The 26,612-nt window shown below is 55.1% G+C and carries 24 protein-coding genes; 12 read left to right on the forward strand and 12 right to left on the reverse strand.

The window, feature by feature from the left end; genetic code table 11:
- Positions 1–33: 33 nt before the first annotated feature.
- Both QJQ48_RS03695 and QJQ48_RS03700 read right to left on the reverse strand, forming a co-directional pair.
- A complete protein-coding gene (locus QJQ48_RS03695) occupies positions 34–228 on the reverse strand; it encodes a CDGSH iron-sulfur domain-containing protein (protein WP_346289847.1) in 195 nt (64 codons plus the stop codon).
- Positions 229–324: 96 nt separating this feature from the next.
- A complete protein-coding gene (locus QJQ48_RS03700) occupies positions 325–804 on the reverse strand; it encodes a MarR family winged helix-turn-helix transcriptional regulator (RefSeq protein WP_346289848.1) in 480 nt (159 codons plus the stop codon).
- Between the two features lie 89 nt (positions 805–893).
- Here QJQ48_RS03700 and QJQ48_RS03705 point away from each other — a divergent pair, with 89 nt between their 5' ends.
- From QJQ48_RS03705 to QJQ48_RS03740, 8 genes are all read left to right on the forward strand, one after another.
- A complete protein-coding gene (locus tag QJQ48_RS03705; RefSeq protein ID WP_346289849.1) occupies positions 894–1,646 on the forward strand; it encodes a Mut7-C RNAse domain-containing protein in 753 nt (250 codons plus the stop codon).
- 193 nt (positions 1,647–1,839) lie between these two features.
- On the forward strand, positions 1,840–2,175 hold the full coding sequence (locus QJQ48_RS03710; RefSeq protein ID WP_346289850.1) for a cation:proton antiporter subunit C: 336 nt from the start codon (positions 1,840–1,842) through the stop codon (positions 2,173–2,175).
- Positions 2,172–3,605, forward strand: coding sequence for a cation:proton antiporter (locus QJQ48_RS03715; RefSeq protein WP_346289851.1), 1,434 nt, complete (start codon positions 2,172–2,174; stop codon positions 3,603–3,605). Before QJQ48_RS03710 ends, QJQ48_RS03715 begins: the two co-directional genes overlap by 4 nt.
- Positions 3,602–4,000, forward strand: a complete 399-nt coding sequence (locus tag QJQ48_RS03720; RefSeq protein WP_346289852.1) for a Na+/H+ antiporter subunit E — start codon at positions 3,602–3,604, stop codon at positions 3,998–4,000. Before QJQ48_RS03715 ends, QJQ48_RS03720 begins: the two co-directional genes overlap by 4 nt.
- Positions 3,997–4,248, forward strand: coding sequence for a hypothetical protein (locus tag QJQ48_RS03725; RefSeq protein ID WP_346289853.1), 252 nt, complete (start codon positions 3,997–3,999; stop codon positions 4,246–4,248). The genes QJQ48_RS03720 and QJQ48_RS03725 overlap by 4 nt, the downstream gene beginning before the upstream one ends.
- Positions 4,245–4,523, forward strand: coding sequence for a monovalent cation/H(+) antiporter subunit G (locus QJQ48_RS03730; protein ID WP_346289854.1), 279 nt, complete (start codon positions 4,245–4,247; stop codon positions 4,521–4,523). Before QJQ48_RS03725 ends, QJQ48_RS03730 begins: the two co-directional genes overlap by 4 nt.
- On the forward strand, positions 4,513–5,076 hold the full coding sequence (locus QJQ48_RS03735) for a DUF4040 domain-containing protein (protein ID WP_346289855.1): 564 nt from the start codon (positions 4,513–4,515) through the stop codon (positions 5,074–5,076). The genes QJQ48_RS03730 and QJQ48_RS03735 overlap by 11 nt, the downstream gene beginning before the upstream one ends.
- Complete coding sequence (locus QJQ48_RS03740; protein ID WP_346289856.1) at positions 5,073–5,735, forward strand: Na(+)/H(+) antiporter subunit B; 663 nt, start codon at positions 5,073–5,075, stop codon at positions 5,733–5,735. Before QJQ48_RS03735 ends, QJQ48_RS03740 begins: the two co-directional genes overlap by 4 nt.
- Positions 5,736–5,924: 189 nt before the next feature.
- Here the strand turns inward: QJQ48_RS03740 and QJQ48_RS03745 are convergent, their stop codons facing one another.
- The 5 genes from QJQ48_RS03745 to QJQ48_RS03765 form a co-directional block, all read right to left on the reverse strand.
- Positions 5,925–8,240, reverse strand: a complete 2,316-nt coding sequence (locus QJQ48_RS03745; RefSeq protein WP_346289857.1) for an acyl-CoA dehydrogenase — start codon at positions 8,238–8,240, stop codon at positions 5,925–5,927.
- A 126-nt stretch (positions 8,241–8,366) separates the two neighbouring features.
- Positions 8,367–9,545, reverse strand: coding sequence for an acetyl-CoA C-acyltransferase (locus QJQ48_RS03750; RefSeq protein WP_428843019.1), 1,179 nt, complete (start codon positions 9,543–9,545; stop codon positions 8,367–8,369).
- Between the two features lie 39 nt (positions 9,546–9,584).
- Positions 9,585–11,933 (reverse strand): 3-hydroxyacyl-CoA dehydrogenase/enoyl-CoA hydratase family protein, encoded by a 2,349-nt coding sequence (locus QJQ48_RS03755; RefSeq protein WP_346289859.1) that lies wholly within the window; start codon positions 11,931–11,933, stop codon positions 9,585–9,587.
- Positions 11,934–12,145: 212 nt separating this feature from the next.
- The gene (locus QJQ48_RS03760) at positions 12,146–14,191 is read right to left on the reverse strand and encodes an AMP-dependent synthetase/ligase (protein WP_346289860.1); all 2,046 of its coding nucleotides are present in this window, start codon (positions 14,189–14,191) and stop codon (positions 12,146–12,148) included.
- A 739-nt stretch (positions 14,192–14,930) separates the two neighbouring features.
- Entirely contained in the window at positions 14,931–16,625 is a 1,695-nt protein-coding gene (locus QJQ48_RS03765; RefSeq protein ID WP_346289861.1) for an alpha/beta hydrolase, read from the reverse strand.
- Between the two features lie 331 nt (positions 16,626–16,956).
- On the opposite strand from QJQ48_RS03765, the gene QJQ48_RS03770 reads away from it, so the two are divergent.
- On the forward strand, positions 16,957–18,918 hold the full coding sequence (locus QJQ48_RS03770; protein WP_346289862.1) for a sensor domain-containing diguanylate cyclase: 1,962 nt from the start codon (positions 16,957–16,959) through the stop codon (positions 18,916–18,918).
- Here the strand turns inward: QJQ48_RS03770 and QJQ48_RS03775 are convergent.
- Genes QJQ48_RS03775 through QJQ48_RS03795 form a run of 5 tightly spaced genes read right to left on the reverse strand, consistent with a single transcriptional unit; the run spans position 18,902 to position 21,899 of the window.
- Positions 18,902–19,108, reverse strand: a complete 207-nt coding sequence (locus QJQ48_RS03775; protein ID WP_346289863.1) for a hypothetical protein — start codon at positions 19,106–19,108, stop codon at positions 18,902–18,904. The genes QJQ48_RS03770 and QJQ48_RS03775 overlap by 17 nt on opposite strands.
- 25 nt (positions 19,109–19,133) lie before the next feature.
- On the reverse strand, positions 19,134–19,469 hold the full coding sequence (locus QJQ48_RS03780; protein ID WP_346289864.1) for a cupin domain-containing protein: 336 nt from the start codon (positions 19,467–19,469) through the stop codon (positions 19,134–19,136).
- Positions 19,466–20,560 (reverse strand): chorismate synthase, encoded by a 1,095-nt coding sequence (gene aroC, locus QJQ48_RS03785; protein ID WP_346289865.1) that lies wholly within the window; start codon positions 20,558–20,560, stop codon positions 19,466–19,468. Before aroC ends, QJQ48_RS03780 begins: the two co-directional genes overlap by 4 nt.
- 9 nt (positions 20,561–20,569) lie before the next feature.
- Entirely contained in the window at positions 20,570–21,079 is a 510-nt protein-coding gene (locus QJQ48_RS03790) for a bactofilin family protein (RefSeq protein ID WP_346289866.1), read from the reverse strand.
- Entirely contained in the window at positions 21,015–21,899 is an 885-nt protein-coding gene (locus QJQ48_RS03795) for a M23 family metallopeptidase (RefSeq protein ID WP_346289867.1), read from the reverse strand. The genes QJQ48_RS03790 and QJQ48_RS03795 overlap by 65 nt, the downstream gene beginning before the upstream one ends.
- 189 nt (positions 21,900–22,088) lie before the next feature.
- Between QJQ48_RS03795 and QJQ48_RS03800 the strand changes: the two genes are divergently transcribed.
- From QJQ48_RS03800 to QJQ48_RS03810, 3 genes are all read left to right on the forward strand, one after another.
- Positions 22,089–22,886, forward strand: coding sequence for an MBL fold metallo-hydrolase (locus tag QJQ48_RS03800; RefSeq protein ID WP_346289868.1), 798 nt, complete (start codon positions 22,089–22,091; stop codon positions 22,884–22,886).
- A 36-nt stretch (positions 22,887–22,922) separates the two neighbouring features.
- Positions 22,923–23,177 carry a hypothetical protein gene (locus QJQ48_RS03805; RefSeq protein ID WP_346289869.1) on the forward strand — a complete coding sequence of 85 codons (255 nt, stop codon included), beginning with the start codon at positions 22,923–22,925 and terminating at the stop codon, positions 23,175–23,177.
- Positions 23,178–23,627: 450 nt separating this feature from the next.
- Positions 23,628–26,594, forward strand: coding sequence for a peptidase domain-containing ABC transporter (locus tag QJQ48_RS03810; protein ID WP_346289870.1), 2,967 nt, complete (start codon positions 23,628–23,630; stop codon positions 26,592–26,594).
- The last annotated feature ends 18 nt before the right edge of the window (positions 26,595–26,612 follow it).

Here is a 26,612-nt window from a genome sequence, read left to right on the forward strand (position 1 = left end):
AAATACTGTTTGATTGCGTACAAATGGGGAAATCTAAACCTGGGGTGTTTCAACTTCAATCTGCTTGGGACTTTCTAGCTCTAGGGTGAGCGGTTGAAATGGTGTACCTGCATGAGAACCGTCGCAGTGAGGCTGATGACGCGATCGCCCGCAGGCGCAAATCCAGTAGGTACCAGCCTCTAAGGTCAGTACGTGGCGGGCGGCATCGGCCGAAGAAGTCTGAGTCATAATGGCTCCTTGTTCTATATAAAACTGTTTGAATCCAAACTTTATGCCAATGTTATAGCACGGCTTTTAGTTTGAGTGCAAACAATTTTGTTGATTTTAGGAGAAAGCGCGCCGCAGCTTGCTGAGTAGGATGCGCAAAATCTCTAGTTCAGAAGGTTCAAGCTGCTCAAAGCGGATTTTGAGGTGGGCTACATGCTGGGGGAAGACCTGTTGAAAAACCGCTTCCCCTGCTGGCGTCAGCGCCACAATAAAGCTGCGGCGGTTGTCAGCGGGCACCTCACGCCTGACTAGCCGTTTTTTCTCTAGGCGATCGATAATGCCAGTAAGGGTGCCTTTTGTCACTAATGTTTTAGCGGCGACTTCTCCCATGCTCAGACCCTGAGTCCCGCCTAGCGTCGCAATCACGTCAAATTGAGAAGGGGTCAGGTCTAGCTGTCGCACGTGGCTGTCTGAGTAGGCGGCAAATGCCTGATAGGCTCTGACTAGCTCTCGCATGGTGGGCATGAACGGCTCACTGACGGCCTCAGCCACCGAATCGAGCTGAGAATTTGACGAAGGGGATGAATCGGCAACCATAGCTAACAAACAGTCTGTTCTCAAACAGTTATAGCAAATCGGCGTTTTGGCTTCCCGACCTGTTTTTGTGCTCAAAATTCGCTTCTAGTATGTCTTCTCTTTCCTTACGCTTCTACGGCAGCCTCAACGACTTTTTGCCGACAGAAAAGCGGCAAGTCCGTTTTAGCCATCGGCCCAAGCAATCTTCAACGGTCAAAGACACAATTGAGTCTTTGGGGGTTCCCCATCCCGAAATTGACCTAATTCTGGTGAACGATCGCTCTGTAGACTTTAGCTACCTAGTACAGGTGGGCGATCGCATCAGCGTTTTTCCTCGCTTCCAGCACCTAGATATTTCCAGCGTTTCCCGCGTTCAGCCCGCGCCGCTGCCGGAACCGCGCTTTGTCCTAGACGTGCATTTGGGCAAGCTCGCTACCTACCTGCGCCTGCTGGGCTTTGATATTCGCTATGCCAATCACTGCGACGATGCCACCCTGGCTCAGATTGCCAGCGATGAGCAGCGTATTTTGCTGACCCGCGATCGCGGCTTGCTCAAGCGCAGTTTAGTAACGCACGGCTACTGCGTCCGCCATGACGATCCGCTAGAGCAGGTGAGCGAAATTCTCAGCCGCTTTGACTTGTTTGAGGCGATCGCCCCGTTTGAGCGCTGCCTGCGCTGTAACGGTCAGCTTCAGCCAGTGGAAAAAGCGCAGGTGAGCGATCGCCTGCCGCCCCTGACCCGCCAGTATTACGATGAGTTCTACCAGTGTCAGTCCTGTCAGCAGGTCTACTGGAAAGGGGCCCACTACGCACCGCTACAGCAAATTGTGCAGCAGATGACGACGCTGCGCAGTAACTCATAGGCATTACAGCCGCCACAGTTGCAGCCCAGTCCTGCTATTGCGGCGGCGGGTCTGGCTAAGCTTTGCCTAACACTGCCATAATCAAATCAAATTAAATATTGCTAAAACACTATGATTAAATAAATAATCATTTACTTTTATCTATTAAGATAGATTAAACGCGATCGCGCTTTTTCTGCTTTTGAGTACTGTCATGTTAGAAGCCTGCGTCTTTGCCACCGTCCTCTGTGGATTTTTCGGCATCATCTTCAAGCAAAACCTAATGATGAAAATCATCGCGATGGACGTGATGAGTACCGGCGTCATTGCCTTTTACGTGCTGGTGGCGGCACGGGGTGGCATAGTGACGCCCATCGTCACCGAAAAGCCCGTTGTAGCCTATGCCGATCCGGTGCCCCAAGCCGTGATTTTGACCGCCATTGTCATCGGCTTTTCCATTCAGGCCCTGATGCTCGTCGGTGTCATGAAGCTAGCCCACAACCATCCCACCCTGGAAACCCGCGAGATTGAGCAGAGCAATACGCCATGACCGCTTTCACCATTGCCTGGGCAGTGCTGCCCTTTTTGATTGGCTTCAGCATCTACCTGCTGCCCCAACTAGGGCGGGGGCTGGCTCTGAGCATGGCGGTCATTTCCGCCGCCTATGCGGGACAGATTTTTTGGCAGCGATCGCCCCTAACTTTGCAGCTTTTAGACAGCTTCGGTGTCACCCTAGCGATTGACTCACTCAGCGGCTTTTTCATTTTGACCAATGCCCTAGTGACCGCCGCCGTCGTGTTCTACTGCTGGGGCAGTGACAAATCAGCCTTTTTCTACCTGCAGGCGATTATTCTGCACGGCAGCGTCAATGCCACCTTTATCTGCGCTGACTTTATCAGCCTGTATGTGGCCCTGGAGGTCATCAGCATCGCCGCCTTTTTGCTCATTGCTTATCCCCGCAGCGATCGCGCCGTTTGGGTGGGGCTGCGCTATCTGTTTGTCAGCAATACGGCCATGCTGTTCTATCTGGTGGGGGCGGCGCTGGTGTATCAGTCGAATAACTCCTTTGCCTTTGCCGGACTAGACCAAGCGCCTGTAGAAGCCGTGGCCCTGATTTTCCTGGGGCTGCTGGCGAAAGGGGGGATTTTCGTTTCTGGGCTGTGGCTGCCGCTGACTCACTCTGAGTCGGAGTCTCCCGTCTCGGCCTTGCTCTCAGGGGTGGTGGTAAAAGCGGGGATATTCCCCCTAGCTCGCTTTGCCCTGATGTTTGAGTCGATTGATCCGCTGGTACGGCTCTTTGGCGCGGGCACAGCGCTGTTGGGCGTGGGCTATGCCGTGTTTGAAAAAGACACCAAGCGCATGCTGGCCTTTCACACCATTTCCCAGTTGGGCTTTATTCTAGCCGCGCCGGAGGTGGGCGGGTTCTATGCCCTCACCCACGGCCTCGTGAAAGCGGCCCTATTTTTGACGGCAGGCAATCTATCGAGTCGGAGCTTCAAGGTGCTGCACCATCAGCCGATTCATACCCCCATTTGGATTGCCCTAGCGATCGCCAGCTTTTCTATCTCCGGCTTTCCTCTCTTGTCTGGGTTTGGAGCCAAGGTGCTGACGATGAAAAATTTGCTGCCCTGGCAGGTAATTGGCATGAATCTAGCGGCGTTGGGGACGGCAATTTCCTTTGCCAAGTTTATTTTTCTGCCCCACGAGGCCAAGCCCGCCCAGGCGGCTAAACCAGGATTTTGGCTAGCGGTGGGGCTGCTGCTGGGCGGCCTGGTGATAGCTAACGTTGTCTACTACGAAGCCTATTCGCTAGCAAATATTGTCAAGCCGTTGGTGACGATTGCTCTAGGCTGGCTGGCCTACTGGCTGGTTTTCCGCCGGGTGACGCTCAAGCTGCCGCGACTGCTGGAGCAGTTTGATCACCTGATTGGGGTGATGAGTCTGGTAACGGCGCTGCTGTTTTGGATGGTGCTGGCATGATTGGCTATTTAAATCTCATCTTACGACTGACCATTTGGTTCTTGCTCACAGCCGATCTGAGCTGGGCCAATATCCTGATTGGGGTGAGCGTAGCGCTGCTGCTGCCGCGAGGCTACACGGCTCCGGGTAGGCTCCAGGACTGGCTGCGATCGCTGGGCGAAACTCTTGTCGCCATTCCCCAAGCCTACAAAGAAGCGGTGGAAATTATCCTGCGTCCCCACCGCCACGAGGAAATCACCGTAGAGCGGGTCAAACCCCAGCGGACACCGGGGCTAATTTTTCTAGACATTTTTCTAATTACATTCACCCCCAAAACCATTGCCCTGCAGTATCAGGAAGACGGCTGGTACACCGTGCACTGGATTCGTCGGAAGCGGCGTCGGAGGTCAAGATGAACCTGATTTTGCTAGCAATGATCGTGGCCTTGCTCATTCCAATTTATGAAGCCTGGCGGGATAACGATATTTGGCAAAAAATGCTGGCCTTCGCCAGTATCGCCACCAAGACCTCAATCATGATTCTGGTGGTTTCTGTCTTTCGCGATGACTGGATGATTGGCGTGGTCGGCGTAATTATTCTCAGCGTAGGCAATGCGGCCCTGATGCTGCTGGCCCATATTCTCAAACGGTTGAACGAAGTATGATCAACACCCTCAGCTATTTCTGCATTGGCGTTGGCCTGGTGTTTTGGCTTTGGGGCACTTGGCCTCTCCTGGGCGATCGCTCCGTCCTGTTTAAGCTCCACAGCCTCTCGGTAGCCGACACCCTCGGCTCTATGCTCATTGTCCTGGGGCTGCTGCTAAAAATTCCGCGTGAGTGGCCCCTGCTGCTGCTGGCCCTAATCTCGCTTGCCATTTGGAACACGGTGCTGGGCTACGTGCTGGCCTACTGCGCCAACGGGAGGAACTATGGACGATAGCTATCTCTATATCATCGTGGCGCTGCTGCCGCTGACGGCCTGTATGTTGATTACCCAGGTCAATCCCTATCACGCCCTGGTGATTCGCGGCATCCTGGGGGCAGTCGCAGCCCTGGTGTATGCGGTGCTGGGAGCGGCGGATGTGGCCCTGACGGAGGCACTGGTGGGGACGCTGCTCGCTATTACCCTGTACGCGGTGGCGGTGCGATCGTCTCTAGTGATGCGGCTGGGTGTCTACCAGAACATCTCTGGGTCGTCCCTGCTGAGCAGCCCTGACTTTGAGACCCTGCTCAACTATCTGCGCGAGCGACTGAAGCCTTACCATATGCGGCTGGAACTGGTGCCTTATGACAGTCAGCAGAGCTTGCAGCAGGCGCTAAAGGATAGGGACGTGCACGCTGTTTGCACTCAGATTGAAACCGCTGCAGAAACTGCCTATCAAACTGCCGTTCGCACTCCCCGCCTCTACGAGATTTTACAAGGCGAACTGCCCGTGACGGCAACCCGCCTAATCTATGTCAATCCGGCTGAAGCTGAGGAGGAAGCGCGATGAAGTGGCTTTATATTGTCGCGGGTATGGCCTTGTATCTCAAAATGCTGGTGATGCCTGATTTGATTGCGGCAGCACCCGATAGCTCAGCCGTTAAGCTAATCGTGCAGGAAAGCGGCGTACCCAATGCTGTATCCGGCATTATCTTTAGAAATCGTCTGTACGACACCCTATTTGAGGTGGTGGTGTTTACGATCGCGGTGATGGGGGTGCGGTTTTTGCTCGCGGATGAAAAGCCCTCTGCTATTATTCACCAGTTCAGCGATCATCCTTCGATTGTCCTGGCGCGGCTGGGGGCAACGATCGCCTCTTTGGTCAGCATTGAACTAGCAATTCGCGGTCATCTCAGTCCTGGTGGGGGCTTTGCGGCGGGGGTAGCGGGGGGAACAGCGATCGGCCTGGTGGCGATTACGTCGTCTTCAGAGTGGATGCAGGGAATCTATCAGCGCTGGCACGCTTCGCGGTGGGAGAAGGTGTCGGTGCTGGTTTTTCTGGTGTTGGCGGCGCTGACGCTAGCGGGCTTGGAGCTGCCTCAGGGTGAGTTGGGGGCACTGCTCAGCGGCGGGGTGATTCCGTTGCTTAATATTCTGGTGGCAGTCAAGGTGGCGCTGGGGTCGTGGGCGGTGATTTTGATGTTCATTCACTACCGAGGGCTGCTGTAGGCGGTTGGAGGACGGGCTAGATCAGGTTTAGTAGAGAGTCTTTCGCGTTAACCTGGGTGACTAACCAAACCTGCCCTTACGGTTGCCTTATCATCAGTGAGAATCTCACCAGTTAAGCTTTATCCAAGGGATGTAAAGTTCAAGGAAAACGTTGCTGTCGCGGTTTAAAGCGTCGTTAGGAAATGCCCCCTAAGCCGCTTCCTCCAGCCAGAGGCTTCCCCCCTGCTGATACGCCTCAAAGCTAAAGGCATCCACCTGAATCGCCTCGTTGCGAGCAAACTCCGCTTCACACACCTGGTTTACCTCCGCTTCACTGATTAGCCCCGCTTCGTAAGCCAGCGTCAGCAGCTCATCAGCTTTAGCCGGGGGGAGCTGACCGGCCCGGCTAGCCGCTTTAATTTTTCTCACAATTGGAGCCGCCTGCTGCACCAAGGTAAAGGCCCGCTCTAGGCGACCCAGAGCCTGGTGCTCATCCTGAGGAATGTGGATACCGGCTGTGAGGCGATCGCGCGGTGTTCCTCCGGTTTGGACAAGCTGGGCTACTTGATGACCGAGGTTATCAGGGGGCAATGTGCCTATTGGGTTGAGGCGGTGCCAGCTCAGCACCGGGCCGCGCAGCAGCCAGCCCAGACCGGGCACGGACAGGTGACGATAGATGCCATCTAGGGCCTGCTGAATCTGGGCTAGCCCGTATTGCAGTGACCAGTGTACTAGGGGTAAATCTTCTGCCAGGGCACCTTCGGCTTCAAATCGCCAGAGGGTAGCACTGCTCAGATACAGCCAGGAGAGCACATCGGCAAAGCGGCCCGTGAGTTTTTCTTGCCGCTTGAGGGAACCGCCATAGGCGATCAGGGCTAAGTCGGTCAGCAGCGCAAACGTGGCTGAGGCCCAGCTCAGGCGTCGGTAATAGCGGGCTGTGGGGCCAGAGACGGGCGATCGCGCCCCCCAGCCCCGCGTCAGACTGAGCCAGCTCGCCCACATAGTATTGCCAAAAATTGAACCCAAATGGGGCCAAAAGGCTTGATCAAACGCAGCCACATTTCGCTCACTCAGGGCCTGAATTTCTCGGTAGACATAGGGATGGCAGCGAATCGCCCCCTGCCCAAAGATCATCAGTGTCCGAGTAAGAATATTAGCTCCCTCCACCGTGATGGCAATCGGAATCGCCGTGTAGACATTGGCCAGCAGATTACGCGGCCCCCGACAGATGCCGTTGCCGCCCAAAATATCCATGCCGTCGTTGACGATTTGGCGGGCCAGTTCAGTGCTGTGGTACTTGGCGATCGCGGAAACCACGGCAGGCTGCTCGCCCCTGTCCACCGCGCCACAGGTATAGAGCCGGGCCGCATCCATCACATAGGTCAGTCCGGCAATCCGGGCCAGGGGTTCCTCCACCCCTTCAAATCGGCCAATAGACAAGCCAAACTGCTTACGCACCACGCTGTGATCGCCTGCCACCCGTGCCACCAGCTTCGACACTCCCGTACAGCTCGCCGGGAAGCTAATCCCCCGGCCCGCTGCTAAGGTCTGCATTAGCATCTTCCAGCCCTGCCCGGCCTGCTCCACGCCGCCGATGATCTGCTCTACGGGGAGCACCACGTCATGACCTTCGGTGGGTGAGTTGTAGAACGGTACTCCCATCGGATCGTGGCGCTGATTAATCACGACTCCCGGCGTGTCCGTGGGTACGAGAGCACAGGTAATGCCCGGCTCCTTACCCTGGCCCAGCAAATTGTGTGGATCGCGCAGGCGGAAGGCAAGGCCCAGGAGAGTAGCGATCGCCCCCAGGGTGATATAGCGCTTCTTCCAGTTCAGCCGCAGGTAGAGCTGGCCATCCTCGCCCCGGAACACTTCCCCGTGAGAAATCAGGCTGGCCGCATCCGAGCCGGCGTTGGGTTCCGTTAGAGCAAAGCAGGGAATCTCCTCGCCTCGTGCCAGCCGCGGCAGGTAGTGGGCTTTTTGCTCTGGCGTGCCGTAGCGCAGCAGCAGCTTCGCCGGGCCGAGGGAGTTGGCCACCCCCACCGTCGCCACGTGGGTAAACGAGCGAGAGGACAGCTTCACCATCACGGCGCTATAGGCCAGGTTAGAAAAGCCGAGTCCGCCATATTCCTGAGGAATCATCATGCCGAAAAAGCGTTCCTGCTTCAGGTAGTCCCACGCCTCCGGCGGCAGGTCTTTGCGCTGATAAATCTCCCAGTCCGTCGCCATCTGACAGACCTTTTCTACCGGGCCATCGAGAAATGCCTGAATTTCTGGCGTCACCTGTGGATAGGGCTGACGCAGTAGGCGCTGAAAATTCGGTTTACCTGTAAAAAATTCACCCTCGACCCAGACATTCCCCGCTTCGATCGCCGCTCGCTCTGTGTCGGAAATTTTAGGCAATAGCTTTAGCCGAGTAATTAGTTGAACAATAGGGGCCGTAATCAAGCGCTGCCGTAAGGCGGGTAGCCACAGAATCAGCAAGACCAGCGCAGCTATGACAAGAAGAAAGAGAAGAACAGTCATGGGTCAGGCTCCAAAACAGAAACCGTAGGGTGCGTTGATAACGCACCATTGCGAAAAGTTTGCGGTCTGATGAGATTCACATTGGGTAAAAGCGGAGTGCGATCGCGTTGCATCAACTAACGCACTCTACAGAGATAAATTCTCAAACACCCCCGCCGCGCCCATACCGCCGCCGACGCACATTGTCACCAGCCCATAGCGCACGCCGCGTCGCTGCATTTCGTGCAGTAGCGTGGCCGTCAGCTTCGCGCCGCTGCAGCCGAGGGGATGGCCGAGGGCGATCGCGCCGCCGTTGACGTTGAGGATGTCTGGATTGAGGCCGAGTTCGCGGATGACGGCGAGGGACTGGGCGGCGAAGGCTTCGTTTAGCTCAATCAGGCCAATGTCTTTGAGGTCAAGGCCTACCTGCTTGAGCACCTTAGGCACGGCGGCAATGGGACCAATGCCCATGATGGCGGGGGGCACACCTGCTACGGAGAAGCCCAGCAGACGAGCCAGGGGTTTAAGGTCTAGTTCGTGCATCAGCTTTTCGCTGACAATCAGCGTAGCGGCAGCGCCGTCTGATGTTTGGGAAGAGTTACCGGCGGTGACGGTGCCCTTGGCGTGGAAGACGGGCTTGAGTTTAGCAAGTGCTTCCAGGCTGGTGTCGGCGCGGGGGCCTTCGTCGGTGTCGAAAATCAGTTCGCGGGTCTGGGGCTGACCGCCGATATAGTGGGTTTCGCGCACCGTAACCGGAATAATTTCCTCTTTGAAACGGCCCGCCGCGATTGCCTCTAGTGCTTTCTGATGAGATTTCAGAGCAAAGGCATCCTGATCGGTACGGGAGATCTGGTACTGCTTGGCCACGTTTTCAGCCGTGAGGCCCATCGTTAAGTAGGTTTCTGGGAACTCGCTGAGCTGCTCCGGGTTGGGGGCAAACTGGTGCCCCCCCATCGGAATCAGGCTCATGGACTCCGCCCCCCCGGCAATGATGGCCTCTGACTGACCAAAGGCGATCGCCTGGGTCGCCATCGCGATGGTTTGTAGCCCGGAGGAACAGAGCCGATTCACCGTACAGCCTGCAACCGAGTCTGGCAGTCCAGCCCGCAAAGCGATGACGCGGCCTAGGTTGTAGCCCTGCTCCGCCTCCGGCATAGCACAGCCCATAATCAAATCGTCAACCTGGTGGGAAACCAGGGCAGGTACTTTCTCCAAAACGCCCCGGACAACGGCGGCCCCTAGGTCATCGGGTCGGGTATGGCGCAGGGTGCCGCGCGGGGCTTTACCAACGGCGGTGCGGACGGAGCTGAGGATGTAGGTTTTCATTGGTTTCATTGGGGTGAGTTGACGGAAGAGGCGAGTGCCCTAATTTCTCAGCGGCTTCTTCGTCTTCAACATGTGCAAAATCCGCTCTTTGGTCTTAGGTTCGTCAACCAGGGGCAGGAAGTTGTCGCGCTCTAGGCGGAGTAAGTAAGCATCGTCTACCTGAGCTGGGATGGTGAGATCGCCGCCCGTGAGGACGTAGGCGAGACGATTCGCCAGGGCGCGATCGTAGTCGCTGATATAGCCGCCCTGGTGCATGACGTAGGCCATGTGGTCTAAAACGGCGCGGGCGGGCTGACCTAGAACCGGGATTGAATTTTGTGGGAGCGGCGCATAGCCCAGGGCGTCTAGGCAGAGCACTTCCTGCTTGGCGACATAGAGACGGCGATCGCCATTAATCACCACTTTGGCGGTAGGCAGCAGAAAGCCCAGTTCCTTCGCTTCATAGGCGCTATTGGCGACCTTAGCCATGCCAATGGTTTCAAATACCTGCTTCAGCCAAGGCAGAATATCGCTGGGGCGATCGCTAATGGCCTGATTCGCCGCCCACCGCGCCAGCCGCATCAGGCCGCCGCCAGCCGGAATCAGTCCGACCCCCAGTTCCACCAGGCCAATGTAAGTTTCGGCATCAGCCACCACGTGAGAACAGGCCATTGCCAGCTCGCAGCCCCCACCGAGGACGCGGCCCTGAATCGCAGCCACAATCGGCTTATGGAAATAGTGAATTCGCTGCACCAGGGTTTGAAACTTTTCAAGCAGCGCCGCGATGCCGCTATGGTGGCGGTTGAAGGGATTGAGGTTTTCCCACTGGGCAATTTTGCCCACTTCAGCCAGGTTGATGCCGACGCAGAAGTTGGCCCCTTCGTTGCCAATCACCAGGCCGCGCAGGTCGTCGCGGGTTTCCAGCAGGTGCAAGACTTCCTCTAGGCCGTCAATCACTTTAGAGCTGAGGGTATTGGCCTTAGAGCGAAATTCATACAGAGCAACGCCATCCCCTAAATCCAGCAGCACCGCTTCCGGATTGCGCCAGAGGATGGGATAGCCGTCATTGAGATGAATTTCATCAGTCGGAATTTCTAGAGAAACATACTGCTCGCCGGGAATATAGACGCTGCGATCGCGGTAGAAGCCAGCGGTGCTCACCTCCTGCATTTGCTCCAGCCAGGTGGGTATTGCATAACCCGCCTCTTGCAAATCGCTCAGCACCGTTTCAAAGCCCAGCACATCCCAAATTTCAAACGGCCCCAGTTCCCAGCCAAAGCCCCAGCGCAGCGCCCGGTCAATTTCTGCCGGACTGTCGGCAATTTCAGGAATGCGGTTGGCGCTGTAGGCCAGGGTTGCCAGCGTCATCTGCCGGAAAAAGTCGCCCGCTCGCCCGCGATCGCCATAGAGCTTCTGCAGTCGCTCGGCCAAGGTCAGCTTTTTCAGCCTGTCCAAGTTGCCGAGATCCAGCGGTTTAGCAGGCTCATAGGTAAAAGTTTGGGGATTGAGCGAGCGAATTTCGCCGTCTACCTTTTTGTAAAACCCTTGGCCCGACTTCGCTCCCAGCGTCCCGGTTTCCACCAGCTTGCGCATGAGCGGCGGCGCTTGGAACAGAGCTTGCTGTTCGTCATGGGGAATGGCCGGATAGAGATTGTCTGCCACATACAGCAGCGTGTCTAAGCCCACCAGGTCCGCCGTGCGGAAAATGCCTGACTTGGGCCGTCCCACTAGGGTGCCAGAGAGGGTATCAATTTCCTCAATTGTGTAGCCCTGTTCGGTGAATGCCTTCAGCCCCAGCAGCGTCACAAAAATGCCGATGCGATTGGCAATAAAGTTGGGCGTATCCTTGGCAATCACAATCCCCTTGCCCAACTGCATCCGGCCAAACTGCTGCATCCGGGCCAGTACCTGCGGCTCAGTCTCGGCAGTGGGAATGAGTTCCAGCAGCTTTAGGTAGCGGGGCGGATTGAAGAAATGGGTGCCTAAAAAGCGTTGACGGAAAGATTTGGAGCGTCCCTGGGCGATCGCCTGAATCGACAGACCGCTGGTGTTACTAGAAATCACCGCGTCTGAACCCACCGTTTTTTCCACCCGCGCCATCAGCTCGTGCTTAACAGCCAGGTTTTCAATTACCGCCTCAATTACCCAGTCCACATCGGCCAGGCGATCAAAATGGTCTTCATAGTTGCCCAGGATGACCCGCTCTGCCGTTTTAGAGGTGTAGAAAATCGGCGGCGACTGCTTCAGTGCCTTCTTAAACGCGCCTTCCACTAGGCCGTTGCGATCGCCCGTCTTGGCGGGCAGATCCAGCAGATGCACCGTCAGTCCAGCATTCGCCAGATGAGCCGCAATCTGCGTACCCATAACGCCAGCACCGAGGACAGCGGCTGTTCGGAATGGTTTGAACATGGTGAGTTCCTTTGGTAGAGAGTAGGGGGGAATGTGGGGAGAGAGGAGGTGGGGGAGATGGAGAAGGTAGGGGAGAGGGGAACAAGCGACAATCAAAATTGCGAATCCGTAGAGGTTGGTAGCCAAGCACTCCGCACAAGAAACAAGAAATTATCTACAAAACCTGCCCCAATGGCTGATACCTGCCCTAACGGCCCCAGGTCCTAGCGCCATCAGTAATGTGTTAACGACTGAGCATATGCTGGACACGTCGCCGCCGGCACGATGGCGCACCCCTGCAAAACCTCTCCATCTCCGCCTCCCCGCGTTTCTGCCTCCCCATACATCTCCTCAACCACCCCCACAAAGGCCCGCAGCACCGCCACCCGATCCACACTGCCGTCCGCCTGCAGCAACCCGTTCTCCACCGTCAGCACCGCATTGACCAAAGCAAACTTACGCACTGTAGACCAGTAGGGTAGGTGGCAGTTAGCCGCATCAATCAGGGTTTGATAGCGAGCCGTAATGCAGGGGTGCTGTAGAAGAGAGTCGCTTTGTAAGGGCAGCGCCATCGCCTCTGCTTCCTGGTGCAGCGCCGTTAGATTGGGGAAAATCAACATGCTGCAAAACTTGCGGTTCGCGCCGACAGCGATCGCATAGTCTACTAAAGGCGATCGCCTTAGCTCCTGCTCCAGCGGTAAGGACGAGACATATTTTCCGGTTGACAGCTTGAACAGCGGCTTTTTGACGCCAATGATTTTCAGAAAGCCATCCGGCGTGATTTCGCCTAGGTCGCCCGTGTGGAACCAGCCGTGCTTAAGAGCCTGCCGGGTCGCAACCGGATCGCGGTAGTAGCCCTGCATCACAAAAGGCGATCGCACTAGAATTTCACTGTCTTCAGCAATACCAATCTCAACCCCGGCAATCGGTACGCCCACGGTGCCAGCCCGGTTATATTGACCCCGGTTATAGCAGAGGACAGCGCTGGTTTCTGTCAGGCCGTAGCCCTGCAAGACAGGGATGCCTGCGGCAGAAAAAACGTTGGCAAGCTCAGCTTTGAGGGCAGCGCCGCCGCTGACTAAAGCCTTGAGGCGACCGCCAAAAGCAGCTCGCCATTTGGCAAACACGAGGCGATCGGCTAGCTTCAGCTGCAGGGCGTAGAGCCTAGAAGGGGCTTTGCCAATCTCGTAGCGCTGGGCTAGCTTCAGCGCCCAGGTAAAGACGGCCCGATCGAAATTGCCAAGGCGCTGAGCGCGATCGCAAATGCGCTCGTATACCTTTTCAATCAGGCGCGGCACCGTAATCATGAAGGTGGGCTGGAGAGTGCGCAGGTGCTTGACTACGTGGTTGGGGTTAGAAAAATAGATGCTGTGCCCGTAGGCTAGATGCCCATAGAGAAAGACCCGCGCGAAGATGTGAGTCAGCGGCAGAAAAATTAGGGCGACTTCTTCAGGACCGTGGCCTAAGTTGGGATAGCTGCTGAAGGCGGCAATGACGTCGGCGGCGATACTTTCGTGGGTCAGCATGACCCCTTTGGGGCGGTGGCTATCGCTGGCGATATAGAGAATCGTAGCCAGGTCGGTAGGGGCGATCGCAGCTTTGAGTTGGGCAATGCGCTCTGGGGACCAGTTGGCTTGTCCTTGCGATCGCACCTGTTCGAGCGCCAATAACTGCACTGTCGCTGGCAGGGCTGCTAGCCCTGGGTGTACGGGCGGTTCATGTAGGAATTGAGGGTACTGCAGACATTCTTCCGGGGGGGGCGAGGGCTGCCCAGGGGCCAGGCCCTCAACTGCGACAGTGGCTGAAAGGGTTGGCAGTCCAGCGGAGACGATGACTTGCTGCAAGGTGGGCACCTGTTTCAGGTAAGCGGCGATCTGTTCTAAGAGATCTGGATTAGAAACGATCAGCGCCTGCACGGCAGCGTGACGCAGACTGTAAATGATGTTTTCGATGGTTTGGGTGAGGTCAATCGGCACATTGACCAATCCGGCCAGCAGACAGCCCATATCTGCTAGGCAAAAGTCCACATCGCTGTGCATAATCAGCGCCACGCGATCGCCCTGTCGCAGGCCCAAACCCAGCAGGCCCAGACCTAATTCTTCCGCAGTCCTCCGAAAGGTCCGGTTGGATAGTGGTTGCCAGCGGCGATTTTGCCAATGGTTGAAGGCAAGTTCATTGGGATAGCGATCGCAAGCTTGATCTAAAAGCACGGGTAAGGTTTGCTCTAGAACTAAGCTGCCGGCGTTAGGAGGTGCCCGATAGATAGTACAGGCGGTCATTGCTTTAGCAAGAGAGTTTAGCTCTTGACGACTTCGATGAATGAGACGTTACACCCTTCAGGCCGAAGCCTGCTGTCAATCAAGGGAAAATCAGCAGCTTGCCCGAACTTGATAAAGAGAGGAGAGGAGAGGATAAAGTAAAGCAGCGCTAATATTGACTTAGCTGGCTCTATTACGGCCAAAAAATATCAAATAGCTAAGCTTGAGGACAGTCTGCTGACAAACTTAAACACCGCATAAATATGTTGGGATAAAAGCGGTATTGACTGAAGAACTGGGCCGTACGTAGCTACCTGAACAAATTCGAGTCATCTGTAGCTAAGGCTGTTCAATCAATACTTTCAAGTTTGAGCAGCTTACAGGCAGTAGATTTGGCAAAGTTTAAGATTTGTTTGAAGGCGCTAAAGCCTGCTGTTTAAGATTTAATTTTAGCTGAGCTGAACCTGAAAAAGTATTTCTGACAACTTAAGCAATGCAGCGACTCTTAAAATCAATCATTAATAATTAATTGATTTGAATTTAGTATAACTGTTTGTTTTTTAGACTGGCTATGAAACCATATTTTTTGCAAAAAAATGAAATAAACAAATCGAAATATTATCGCTTTCAGTTGTTACGATCCGTAAAAATCGTAGCCAATCAATAATTAGTTTTGCCGTATTTATGGGCTTAGCTAGCCCTATTGGTCACAACGGCGTCAGCTATTCGCCTCATGTCGGGATCGGCATATCGGTGATGGTTAAAGGGCCTGTTCCTGGGACAGATCTTGAGCGACTGAATTGGGTAGCAGGGTACGGACTAAGCCAAAATCGAGAGCCTGTAAGCGTTCTGAGAGAGACTGTTGCGACGCCTGACTGATGAGCCACAGGTCAAAGGGCGGCTGACTGAGAAAGCGGGCATAGGCTGCATTTAGATAAGCCGGATTGGGCCGAGCTGCCAGATGTGCCTGAAAAAAAGTATGGCTTAGGATTTGAATGTATTGCTCAAACAGAGGTGTCTGCTGCTCTGGTGTGGGATCGGGGATGAGCCTGACTTCTAAGTTCAGGCTACGCACCAGCCGCTGCCAATCACGAATATGAGATTTACCCTGAATTAAAGCTAGGTAAGGCTGGGCGGTTTTAAGCCAGTGAAACAGACGCACTTGCTCGAACACTAACGGCGCAGCTGTATCGTAGCTACCGGCTAGCAGCATCAGGGGAACTCGAATTTTGCCGATGCCGTCGGCTCCAAAGATTTCGCTGCCTACGGAGTCCACTGAAAGCACAGCCTGGATCCGGGGATCGCACAGGCTATAGACGTGACGGGGCAATTCCAGTGCCCGGCACTGAAGCAGTAAGGACAGGTTGGGATTGAGCTGATCAGAGCCACAGGCCATTTCTAGTCTTTCAAAGTGAATCTCAGCTCCTGCCAGGGCCAGCGCGGTGTAAGCCCCAAAGGAATAGCCAATCATGCCCACCGACTGCAAATTCAGCCTACCCTCAAAGTCGCTAGCATTGCGCCGTGTCAGCTGATCGAGCAGGTAGCTGATGTCCAGGGGACGGTTGATAAACTCGGTGAGCTGAAACACCTCCGGATGCTGTCCCGCTAGCATCTGGCGGACCTGCTCCATATCGCTACCTGGATGCTGCGGCGTTGCGACAAAATAGCCGTGAGAGGCCAGGTAGATAGCGCATTGGGCTATATCCGCTGAGTTAGAGGCCAATCCGTGAGACTGCACCACAACCGTGACTGGCCCCTCAGGCCAAGGCTGGGGCCGGTAAATTTCAACGGCAAGATGACGCTGATAGCGGTGTCCCGGCAAGCGATCGCCAGCAGCCTCGAAAGTTAGCTGCTGCTGCTGCACGGCAAAGCTACCGGGCTGGCGCAAATCAGGCAGTTCTGCAAAGTCAGTAACCGGCTGCCGCTCGACTTCGACCTGGGCGAGCTCTTGAATAGCTGCAACGGTTGCCTGAGTCTCTTGAATCAGCATTTCCACTTGTTTAGCGGTCAGCAATAGCTGATCTAGGTTGGGCTGTAGCTGATTGGGAAAGCGCCGCCAAAAACTGAGGATAGAAAGCCCCTCTGGATCAGAGGCCATTTGCAGCAGCAGATCTTGCAGATTGTTCGGTGGGGGGCGATCGCTGGTGAGGTGAAAGAGGCGACCCAACCAGGCCAGCAGGCGATCGCCCATAGGGGTTTGGAAAAATCGCTGTAGCTGGGTGGGATTTAGCTCTAGCCGGGTCTGCAAAAGGCGGCGGCAGTGGGCCTGCTGCTGCTGGTCGGCATCAGTAAGATAGGCTGAACAGGCTTTGCTCGCCACGTGGGGTAGCTGCTGTGTACTCAAAAATCCTTTGGCCCGTCGCCAAATTCGCAGCAGCGAAGTTTTTAAGCGCTTGAGACTTTTCTGGCTCGCCGCTGTTTTATCACTGGAAAAGGAAAAATTGATATCAGCCATAGAGGATTACACAGGCATAATGAAGCGCTACCTGTTCCTCTCCTACTGTCTATCTTGGCTTAGAAAACTGCTTTTTTCCCTACTTAGTCACAAACAGAAATTTCACACTCAGCCAGACAATCGCCGCAAAAATACTGATATTCCCCAGTTAAAAAAGTGAGAACGCTCTAGTCTTTCTGATTTCTAGAGATGTCAACTTTCATTTGACGGATAACATTTGCCGAAGTTGCGTATTTTCCAAGATTTCATTTGAATTGGCTTCGCTTAGAATTTACGAAATAGGCATCTACATGAGTAGTGGCTCAGCTACTTTTCTAAGGGGAATCTTTCGATGTCGCTTGCTCTACAGCTTAGTTCTGCCCTCTCCTCCAACTGGTTTCATTTCGTCACGCTAAATCGAGACTTGGCTAACATTTCTGCACCCTCTCCGACTATTAACAACCAGTCCTCAGATTTTCTCAGTAATTTCCGGGACTTGTTGATGCCGCTGACTCAGCAGTCTTTTAAGCAGGTCAGCAGCCAGCTAGAGCGCGAGCTGTCTATCGTCAGCCAGTCGTTGCAAATGCTCAACGATCAGGGCTTTGAGCATATTTTGCACATCATGATGGAGGCGATCGCTTTTAAGATTGCCGAACTGCTGAATGCCGATCGCACCTCTATTTTTTTATTAGACGAAGCCAATCAGGAGCTGTGGTCGATTGTCGCTGAGCCGGATACAGGCAGGCCGATAGAAATTCGTCTGCCGCTAGGGCAGGGCATTGCCGGACTTGTGGCTCAGCAGCAGCAGCCAATCAATATCCCCTTCGATTTTTACAACGATCCGCGATCGCAGGAAGCCAAACAGCTAGAGCAGCAAACTGGCTATCGCACCCATTCCATTCTGGCGGTACCGCTGTTTGACAAGCGGGGTAAGTTTTTAGCGGTTGTCCAGCTGCTGAATAAGCTGCTCCCCGATAGCCACTGCGACAGTCTAGTTGAGCGGCTTGATCCGCAGGGATTTACCCCCTCAGATGAGCGGCTCTTGAGCGAATTTGGCAACATCATTCGCCTAATTCTGGAAAGCTCGCAGCAGTTTCGCGCCGCTGCTCGACAGCAGCAGGCCGCTGCGGCCTTAGTAAAAGCGACCCAGTCCCTCAACCAGAGCGGCCTCAGGCTGGAGGAAACCCTGCAGCGCGTCATGCACGAGGCTAAGCAGTTGATGAACGCTGATCGCAGCACCCTTTGGCTACTTGATCGCTCGCGGCAGATCCTCTGGGCAGAAATTCCCACGGTCAACGGCTGGTCGCAGACGGTTGAGATCGCCGTAGGTCAGGGCTATGTGGGGCAGACGGCTGCTGAAAAAAAAACCTGTAATGTTCCCTACGATATTTATCAGCGAGCGGGTTCTCAGGTCGCGCGGCAGGTAGATCAAATTAGCGGCTATCGTACCTACAGCGTGCTGTGTGTACCGGTGTTTAATGCGGCAGGGGAGCTAATTGGCGTGGCCCAACTGGTCAACAAGCAGCGTCATCAGTCTCATCTCGTAGACGACTTGACCTCAAGCTGCCAAACGCCAATGCAGTTTCGCGCCAGTTTTTCTGAAGAGGATGCAGCTTTCCTAGAGGTGTTTAACATCCATGCTGGCGTTGCCCTGCAAAATGCCCTCTTTTTTGCAGAGCTAGAAAAAACCGTAATGGCCCGCACCCGCGAACTGCATCAAAAGAACCAGCAGCTACAGCGTGAGGTAGAAGAACGGCGCCGGGCCGAAGCCACGCTGGAAATTCTTAACCAGGAACTACAGCAGCTCGTCAATCTCGATGGCTTGACCCAGGTAGCTAACCGCCGCTACTTTAACCAGTGTTTGCAAGAGCAATGGGCGCGATCGCATCAGCCCCTCTCTTTAATTCTGTGCGATATTGACTGCTTCAAACAGTACAACGATACCTACGGCCATCCCAAAGGCGATAAGTGCCTGTATCAAATTGCTCAGATTCTCAGCCAAATCCTGACGCTGCCTCAGGGACTAGTAGCCCGCTTTGGGGGTGAGGAATTTGTCGTTATTCTGCCAAATACGACCGCAGCAGCGGCTTGGGAAATTGCGGAAACCCTGCGTCAGGCTGTTTGGCAGCTAGCTATTCCCCATGCTGGCTCCCAAACCTGCTGCCTACAGGTGACGCTGAGTTTGGGGGTAGCTACGCAGGCTGACGGGCGCTTGCGATCGCCCAAAGATTTGATTGCCTTGGCCGATCAGGCTCTCTACCAGGCCAAGGCTCAGGGCCGCAATCAGACTGTCCTGGCTAATCAACAATCTTGACGGAACCGATTTGAATCGCATCAAATAGGCGATTGATTTGACGGCGCTCCAGTTCATCCACGGTGCCGTCTGCTAAGACTGCCCGCGAAAGCTGCCGGTACTGTTCGTAAGAAATAGTTCGGTTGGCAATAAAGCGATCAACAAGCTGAGTGACATCAGCCGCTTCAATCTGGGAACGTTGAAACTTCATCTGGGGGCCTTCTAACAACAGCAACCTAAACCGCTATGCCGAAGTAGGTCAACACTAGCTCACAGGTACCTGTATTTATCACTTCATGAACTTCACCCGGCTCCACCACAATGCAGGTGCCTGGCCGCAGCCCATACTCGCTGCCGTCAATTTGGATAATACCGCTTCCAGCCTCGACAAAAAAGACCTCGCCCATATCGGCGTGGGCATGAGCGGCGGCAACCTGACCGGGGCTGAAGCGAGCCTGAGCGAAATTGGTTAAATGGGGTAAGTCTCCTGATCGTAGCAGGACCTGCTTTTTAATCGCCGGATTGTGAGAAACCGTTTCGATTGGCAACGCTGCTAAAGAAACCTGTTTCATGGTTCTAAAAGCCGACACTGGGCCTGATGACGCAGCAGGTGATCGCACAGCACCAGCGCCATCATCGCCTCCACCATCGGTACAGCTCTCGGTAATACGCAGGGATCGTGACGGCCCTTGCCAGCTAGCACCGTTTCTGTGCCGGTGCTGTCCACGGTACGCTGCTCCTTGCGGATGGTCGCGGTGGGTTTAAAGGCGACTCGAATAATGATCGGTTCACCGTTGGCGATGCCGCCCTGGGTCCCGCCAGAGCGGTTGGTGCGGGTACGCACTTCACCGGCCTGATCTCGGTAAAACTCGTCATTGTGCTGGCTGCCGGTTAGCAGCGTCCCGGCAAAGCCAGAGCCAATCTCAAAGCCTTTGCTAGCGGGCAAAGACATCACCGCCTTAGCCAGGTCTGCTTCCAGTTTGTCAAAGACGGGCGAGCCTAAGCCTTTAGGCACCTGCCGGGCCACACACTCCACTACGCCGCCAATAGAATCGCCAACATCGCGAATGGCCTCAATTCGCTCGATCATGCGGTCGGCAGCTTCGGGATTCGGGCAGCGGACAATATTACTTTCCACCTGAGCCAGGGTAACGCTGCCGGGGTCAACGGTGGCTTCTAAGTCTTGAATCCGCTTGACGTAGCCAATAATCTCGACGCCAGCGGCGAGGTGCAGCACCTTTTTAGCGATCGCCCCGGCGGCCACCCGGCCAATGGTTTCTCGGGCTGAGGAGCGTCCGCCCCCCTGCCAGTTGCGAATGCCATACTTGGCGTCATAGGTGGCATCGGCATGGGAAGGCCGATACTTGCGGGCCATTTCGTCATAGTCCTGGGGGCGGGTATCTTTGTTGCGCACCAGAACCGTAATCGGCGTGCCCAGGGTTTTGCCTTCAAAAACGCCAGAAACAATTTCGCAGGTGTCAGTTTCTTTGCGCGGCGTGGTAATTTTGCTCTGACCGGGGCGCCGTCTGTCTAATTCCTGCTGAATATCAGCCGCCGAAATTTCAATTCGGGGCGGACAGCCATCAATCACAACGCCTACGCCGCCGCCGTGAGACTCTCCAAAGGTGGTAATGCGAAACAGGTGGCCGAAGGTATTGCCCATGCTGATTGACTAGAAAGAGCGTTCTGATCCTAACCCATTCGGCGGGGCCGCTTGTGTGCCAGATAAACTTAAAGTCGGCGATGCGCCCGTCAGCGTCTGCGGCTGGGTCGTGGCAATGTGGCCCACGTAAAAAGCGCCGGCCTCCATATCTAAAGCCGTAGCCGTGATGTCCCCCTCAACCCGGGCACTGCGGCTGAGAGAAAGCTTGCCAGAGGCAATAATTCGCGCCTTGACCGCCCCGTGAATCACAATGTTGTGACCGTTGAGTTCAGGGCCTTCTACGGCTCCGTCGGCAGCCACTTCTACATCGCCGTTGACAAAGACTCCGCCATAAACTGCCCCGTCTAGCCGGAGATTGCCATCTACCCTCAAGTCGCCTTGAAAATGGCTGCCTGGGCCAACGTAGGTAAAGTTTGCCGTCCCGCTCTGACCTCGTCCAAACATGGTTAAGTCCTCAACGTGCGTTTTGAGCGCGATCGCCCAGCGGTAAATAGTAGCGGGGATTGATCGGTTTTTCATCGCGGCGAATTTCATAGTGCAGGTGCGGGCCAGAGGAACGTCCGGTGCTGCCCAGATAGCCCAGCAGCTGGCCTCGCTCAATGCGATCGCCCGGCTGCACTACCAGGGCTGACATATGACCATAGAGAGTTTTGTACTGATAGCCATGATCCACAATCACATGATTACCATAGCCGCCAGAATTTTCGGCTCGTTTGACGGTGCCATCAGCGGTGGCGTAGATGGGCATCCCGTGGGGGCCTTTAAGGTCAATGCCCTGGTGCATTTCATAGCGCAGCCGCCCAAAGGGGTTACGGCGCAGGCCAAACTCAGACGATATCTCAAAATAGCCTTCTAGGGGCAGTCCGTCTGGGTAAGCCGCGGCGGCGGCAGCTTCTGCGGCCAGGGTTTTCTCTAGAGCGGGCCTTACCTGCCCCTGAAGATCTTTTTCGAGCGTGGGCAGCCGTTTGCGGGCCAGTTGAAATAGGGTTTCAGCCTTGGCATTGCCAGGGACGCCTCCTTGAGGAACGCCAGAGGAACTTTGAGAGCGCGATCTTTGAGAGAGTCCTGCCCGCTGACGCAAATCGCTGACCTCGGCGTCCAAAGAATCCAGCTCAATCAGAACTTCGTTGGCGGTTTCGGTTAGATCTTGATTTTCTTCAGCTAGCTCTAAGTTAGATCGCACTAGGCCAGCCATCGTCAGGCCTAGCCAGGCTAGGGGCGTTCCGGTTAGCACCAGGGCTAACAGTAAGACTGGCAAGGGACGAAAGTTGAGGGTTAGCGGCTCTCTGCCCGTACGAGCAACTAAAACCGTGTAACGTTCAGGAATTCGACGACGCATCAATTATGCTGGCGCAAACTCGCCTCAGCTTTAGGGTGAAATGAATAACTTTGAACTCAGGCATTATACGGGGATCAGTTGACGCAAGGCAATTTCCCCCATTTGCGGCTGCAGTTGAGCAGGCTTAACAAACCGTTATGAACTCTACAATAGAAGACAGTAAGAAGCAGCAATCCGCGATCGCATCCTATGTTTATTACCTGGTTAGACGTAAATTCTTGGCTGATTGAGCTAGCAGGCAAGCGAATTTTGCTAGATCCCTGGCTCGTAGACGATCTAGTTTTCAGCAATTTTTCGGGGCCAATTAACTTCTCCTGGCTAATCAGAGGGGTGCGTCCCCAGCCCTACAACATTCCGACCGAGATTGACTTGATTTTGCTGTCTCAAGGGCTGGCCGATCATGCCCATCAGCCTACTTTGAAGCGGCTCGATCGCACTTTGCCCCTCGTGGCTTCTCCTAACGGAGCCAAAGTCGCCAAAAGTCTGGAATACACCCAGGTCACGTCTCTTAATCACGGTGAAGAATTTGTTTTAGACGAAGTCATTTCTATCCAGGCGGTTCCCGGTGCCCCCATCGGCCCGTTTTTAACCGAGAACGGCTACCTGATTCGAGACCTCACGACCGGGCTAAGCCTTTACTACGAGCCACACGGCTATCCCCATCAGTCCTTAAAACAGGTGGGCAAAGTAGATGTCGCCATCACGCCCATCGTCAGCCTAGAACTGCCCCTGGCTGGCCCGATTATTCGCGGCCATCAGGGAGCGATGGAGCTGGCTGAGCTGCTAGATCCGCAGGTGATTTTGCCGACGGCGGCGGCAGGAGAGGTGGAATATGAAGGGGTTTTGCCGCCCGTGATTCAGTCCCAGGGCGGAGCGGAGGAACTGCGGCAGGCGCTTAGCGATCGCGCTCTGGTGGCCCAGGTGATGACGCCTACCCCCGGTGAGCGCCTAGAGCTGTCTCTTCAGCCCAGAACGCTGGCTGCTTAGTCCTTAGAATACTGGCCCCCTACTGGCGATCGCCCTATGACTTATCTAATCCTGCTGGCCCTCGGTTTTAGCCTTCTCATGGTCAGCATTCGGCTCAAGGACGAGGTCTTTGTCATTGCTGCGACTCTGACTGGCTTAGCCCTTCTGGTCTGGGGCTTTGCTCTGACCCCTAGTTCACTGCAGCTCGTTGTAGAATCGCTGCTGGTAGTAGTTGCCTTTCCGGTCTGCATCCGCTGCATCATTACCCGCAAGGTAAACGCCCTGCTGGGCAAGGCCAGCTCGACCGAATAGTCAGGGCTTATTGGATTTAGGCGTGACGCCGTTCAAAATTTAAGTCACAGCGGTAGCGGGCGAATTCCTCCTGCCCCCTTTGATAAAACCGCTGACGACAGCCGCGGAGATCTCACGAGCAGTTGAAACTGCATCAAGGGCATAAATTTGAGAGGCTTGAGGTGAGAAATAGGCAGATTCAGTCAGGTCTGATCTGGCCGATATTTTGACGGTAAGATGGCAAAACGCGATCGCTTTTAGCTGTCTGCCCGGCCTTGCCGCTTATCCAGTATTTTGCTGATTCAATCCGCTGCTAGCTGCTTAAAATTGGTGGAGACAAAGTCGCTCGATGGCTCTTAAGATCGGCAAAACTTAAGAATATTCTGAAAAATTTTCCGGATAGTTTCCCCTTTTTTGAGTCAAGGTAAGCGAGCTACTCTCCTCTAGGCACCTACTGTCATCTCCTGGCTTATGACTTATACCCAATCGTCTATCCTAGAAGTCCTCAAAGGAATTCAGCGATTCAGACAGCTGCCAGAAACAGAACTGACCCGCCTATCGGGAGTGGCTCAGCCGCTGCGCTACCGCATGGGCCAGCCAATTTTGCGCCGTGAGACGCTGCCCCATCAAATAGCGGTTTTGCTGGAGGGTCAGGCTCGCCTGCTGGGCTACGATCCGCGTACTCAAGAACCCGTCACTCTAAAGCGCTTGGGCAAAGGGGAGCTGATTGGCATTGCCGGATTGGTACGGGGCATTCCCTGTGAGACGGTGATCGCCTCTACAGAAGTGACCTGTTTGACGCTGCCAGCCCAAACTTTTTTGCGATCGCTGGAGCAGTATCCCGAATTTGGCCGTCAGCTCCGCTATCAGTGCCACCTCGCCGAAGCTTTTGACCTACTGAGCAAAGTTCTGGCCGACTCCGCCCATGACCCCGGCGATTTGCGGCAGCTCATCATTCAGGCTGCCAGCGGTGCCATTGTCTGCTACCTGCCTGCAGGGCAGGCCCGGCTGCACAATCTCAACAGCAATCGGGACTGGATGATCAGCAGCGGCGTCATCAATCAGCAAACCGCTGGCGAGTGGCTAGCCACTGAGGTAGGCAATTCGGCTCAGGTGGTGGGTGGGCAGGCGCGGCTGATTGGCTTTCAGCCGGAGGACTGTCAGCCGGAGGCCGATCGCGAGGCGATCGCTGCGGTTGAACCTGTCGATAGCGTGGCTTTAGATGCCGAGGCCATTCCCTATGCGGAGACAGAGCCAGAGACGCCGGCAGAACCTTCTCCTGATCCCATCGCGCCTTACCCCCATGTGCGAGGCCGGGGCGATGTGGGCAATCCGCTGGCCTGCTTTCAAATGCTGAGCCAGCAGTTCAATCTGCCCTTTCGGCGGGACGTGATTCGTCGCATCATCAGCAATCAGGTGACGCGGGCCGGACGGCTATCTTTGCCACCCTGCGGCGCGATCGCCGAAATGATGGGTCTCAAAACCCAGCTTGCCAAAGTCCCTGTTGACAAACTCTCTCGCCTGCCGACCCCAGCCATCATCACCTGGCAAGAAGGCATCGCCATCCTCTATGAAGCCACGCCGCGACGGCTGATTCTGGGAGTGCCGGAAGTGGGGGTGATTCGGCGCACGCCGCTGGAGTTTCAGGAAACTTGGGGCGAGGCGGGTGAGCTGCTGCTACTAGAGCGCACCGCTGAAACGCCGAGTAAGCGCTTCGGCCTGCAGTGGTTTTTGCCATCGCTGAAGCGCTATCGGGGCGTCCTGATTGAGGTGTTTATTGCCTCTTTCTTTGTGCAGCTTTTTGGCTTAGCCAATCCCCTGATGGTGCAGGTGATCATCGACCGGGTGATTGTGCAAAACAGCATTGATACCCTACAGGTGCTGGGGATTTTGCTGGTGGTGGTGGCGATCTTTGAGGCGCTGCTGACCAGTCTGCGTACCTACCTGTTTGTCGATACTACCAACCGCATCGACATGGCCCTGGGGTCAGAAATTATTGACCACCTGCTGCGGCTGCCCCTGCGCTATTTCGATCGCCGCCCGGTAGGTGAGCTAGCCAGCCGGGTGAATGAGCTAGAAAATATTCGTCAGTTTCTCACTGGGACGGCCCTGACGGTGGTGCTAGACGCGGTGTTCTCGCTGCTCTACATCATCGTCATGCTGCTCTATAGCTGGATTTTGACGCTGGTGGCTTTAGCCAGCATTCCGCTGTTTATTGGCCTGACGCTGATTGTCTCCCCCATCGTGCGGCGGCAGCTTCGCACCAAGGCTGAGCGCAATGCCTCGACCCAGTCCTACCTGGTCGAAGCCCTCTCCGGCATTCAAACCGTCAAAGCCCAAAACATTGAGCTCAAGACCCGCTGGCAGTGGCAAGATCGCTACGCCCGCTACGTCAGCGCTGGCTTTAATACGGTGCTGACTTCGACTACGGCGGGATCTGCCAGCAACTTTCTCAACAAGCTCTCGGCCCTGCTGGTGCTGTGGGTGGGAGCCTATCTGGTACTCCAGGGAGAACTGACTTTAGGACAGCTGATTGCCTTCCGCATCATCTCCGGCTACGTCACCGCGCCGCTGCTGCGGTTGGCCCAGATTTGGCAAAACTTTCAGGAAACGGCCTTATCGCTGGAGCGACTGAGCGATATCCTCGATCATCCCCAGGAGGCTGAGGAAGATAATCACAGCCAGATTCCCATGCCAGAGCTGGCGGGCCATGTACGCTACGAAAATATCTCGTTCCGCTTCGCCTCTTCCGGGCCGCTGCAGCTTGCCAACGTCAATCTGGAATTTGAGGCGGGGCAGTTTGTCGGCATTGTGGGCCTTAGCGGTTCTGGTAAAAGTACGCTGATGAAGCTGCTGCCGCGTCTGTATAACCCGGACTCAGGCCGCATCTTAATTGATAACTACGACATTTCTAAAGTTGAGCTGTATTCCCTGCGGCGGCAGGTGGGCATCGTGCCCCAGGATAGCCTGCTATTTGAAGGCACAATTCAGGAAAATATTGCCCTGACTAACCCCGATGCCGAGACTGAAACGATTATCACAGCGGCTCAAATTGCCTGCGCCCATGACTTCATTATGGATTTGCCCATGGGCTACAACACGCGGGTGGGAGAACGCGGCTCGTCCCTTTCTGGCGGGCAAAGACAGCGCATTGCGATCGCCCGCACCATTCTGCAAAATCCACGTCTGCTCATCTTAGATGAGGCCACCAGTGCCCTCGATTACGACACTGAGCGTCAGGTCAGCCATAATCTAATGGAGTGGGCCGAAGGACGCACCGTCTTTTTCATCACCCATCGCCTCAACACCATTCAGCAGGCCGATCAGATTTTGGTAATGGACAAGGGAGCTGCCGTAGAGCAAGGGACTCACGCAGAGCTGATGGCACTTCAAGGCCGCTATTACTGTCTCTATCAGCAGCAGACCAACCTGGTATAAATTTTCATTCAATTCGTC

This window comes from Sphaerothrix gracilis Ecp01 (assembly GCF_030405905.1).
In the GTDB taxonomy this organism is placed as follows: domain Bacteria; phylum Cyanobacteriota; class Cyanobacteriia; order Phormidesmidales; family Phormidesmidaceae; genus Sphaerothrix; species Sphaerothrix gracilis.

Excerpts from the sequence above, each read along its gene's own strand:
- QJQ48_RS03695 (WP_346289847.1), bottom strand. The coding sequence starts at position 228 with ATGACTCAGACTTCTTCGGCCGATGCCGCCCGCCACGTACTGACCTTA.
- QJQ48_RS03700 (WP_346289848.1), bottom strand. The coding sequence starts at position 804 with ATGGTTGCCGATTCATCCCCTTCGTCAAATTCTCAGCTCGATTCGGTG.
- QJQ48_RS03705 (WP_346289849.1), top strand. The coding sequence starts at position 894 with ATGTCTTCTCTTTCCTTACGCTTCTACGGCAGCCTCAACGACTTTTTG.
- QJQ48_RS03710 (WP_346289850.1), top strand. The coding sequence starts at position 1,840 with ATGTTAGAAGCCTGCGTCTTTGCCACCGTCCTCTGTGGATTTTTCGGC.
- QJQ48_RS03715 (WP_346289851.1), top strand. The coding sequence starts at position 2,172 with ATGACCGCTTTCACCATTGCCTGGGCAGTGCTGCCCTTTTTGATTGGC.
- QJQ48_RS03720 (WP_346289852.1), top strand. The coding sequence starts at position 3,602 with ATGATTGGCTATTTAAATCTCATCTTACGACTGACCATTTGGTTCTTG.
- QJQ48_RS03725 (WP_346289853.1), top strand. The coding sequence starts at position 3,997 with ATGAACCTGATTTTGCTAGCAATGATCGTGGCCTTGCTCATTCCAATT.
- QJQ48_RS03730 (WP_346289854.1), top strand. The coding sequence starts at position 4,245 with ATGATCAACACCCTCAGCTATTTCTGCATTGGCGTTGGCCTGGTGTTT.
- QJQ48_RS03735 (WP_346289855.1), top strand. The coding sequence starts at position 4,513 with ATGGACGATAGCTATCTCTATATCATCGTGGCGCTGCTGCCGCTGACG.
- QJQ48_RS03740 (WP_346289856.1), top strand. The coding sequence starts at position 5,073 with ATGAAGTGGCTTTATATTGTCGCGGGTATGGCCTTGTATCTCAAAATG.
- QJQ48_RS03745 (WP_346289857.1), bottom strand. The coding sequence starts at position 8,240 with ATGACTGTTCTTCTCTTTCTTCTTGTCATAGCTGCGCTGGTCTTGCTG.
- QJQ48_RS03750 (WP_428843019.1), bottom strand. The coding sequence starts at position 9,545 with ATGAAAACCTACATCCTCAGCTCCGTCCGCACCGCCGTTGGTAAAGCC.
- QJQ48_RS03755 (WP_346289859.1), bottom strand. The coding sequence starts at position 11,933 with ATGTTCAAACCATTCCGAACAGCCGCTGTCCTCGGTGCTGGCGTTATG.
- QJQ48_RS03760 (WP_346289860.1), bottom strand. The coding sequence starts at position 14,191 with ATGACCGCCTGTACTATCTATCGGGCACCTCCTAACGCCGGCAGCTTA.
- QJQ48_RS03765 (WP_346289861.1), bottom strand. The coding sequence starts at position 16,625 with ATGGCTGATATCAATTTTTCCTTTTCCAGTGATAAAACAGCGGCGAGC.
- QJQ48_RS03770 (WP_346289862.1), top strand. The coding sequence starts at position 16,957 with ATGTCGCTTGCTCTACAGCTTAGTTCTGCCCTCTCCTCCAACTGGTTT.
- QJQ48_RS03775 (WP_346289863.1), bottom strand. The coding sequence starts at position 19,108 with ATGAAGTTTCAACGTTCCCAGATTGAAGCGGCTGATGTCACTCAGCTT.
- QJQ48_RS03780 (WP_346289864.1), bottom strand. The coding sequence starts at position 19,469 with ATGAAACAGGTTTCTTTAGCAGCGTTGCCAATCGAAACGGTTTCTCAC.
- aroC (WP_346289865.1), bottom strand. The coding sequence starts at position 20,560 with ATGGGCAATACCTTCGGCCACCTGTTTCGCATTACCACCTTTGGAGAG.
- QJQ48_RS03790 (WP_346289866.1), bottom strand. The coding sequence starts at position 21,079 with ATGAAAAACCGATCAATCCCCGCTACTATTTACCGCTGGGCGATCGCG.
- QJQ48_RS03795 (WP_346289867.1), bottom strand. The coding sequence starts at position 21,899 with ATGCGTCGTCGAATTCCTGAACGTTACACGGTTTTAGTTGCTCGTACG.
- QJQ48_RS03800 (WP_346289868.1), top strand. The coding sequence starts at position 22,089 with ATGTTTATTACCTGGTTAGACGTAAATTCTTGGCTGATTGAGCTAGCA.
- QJQ48_RS03805 (WP_346289869.1), top strand. The coding sequence starts at position 22,923 with ATGACTTATCTAATCCTGCTGGCCCTCGGTTTTAGCCTTCTCATGGTC.
- QJQ48_RS03810 (WP_346289870.1), top strand. The coding sequence starts at position 23,628 with ATGACTTATACCCAATCGTCTATCCTAGAAGTCCTCAAAGGAATTCAG.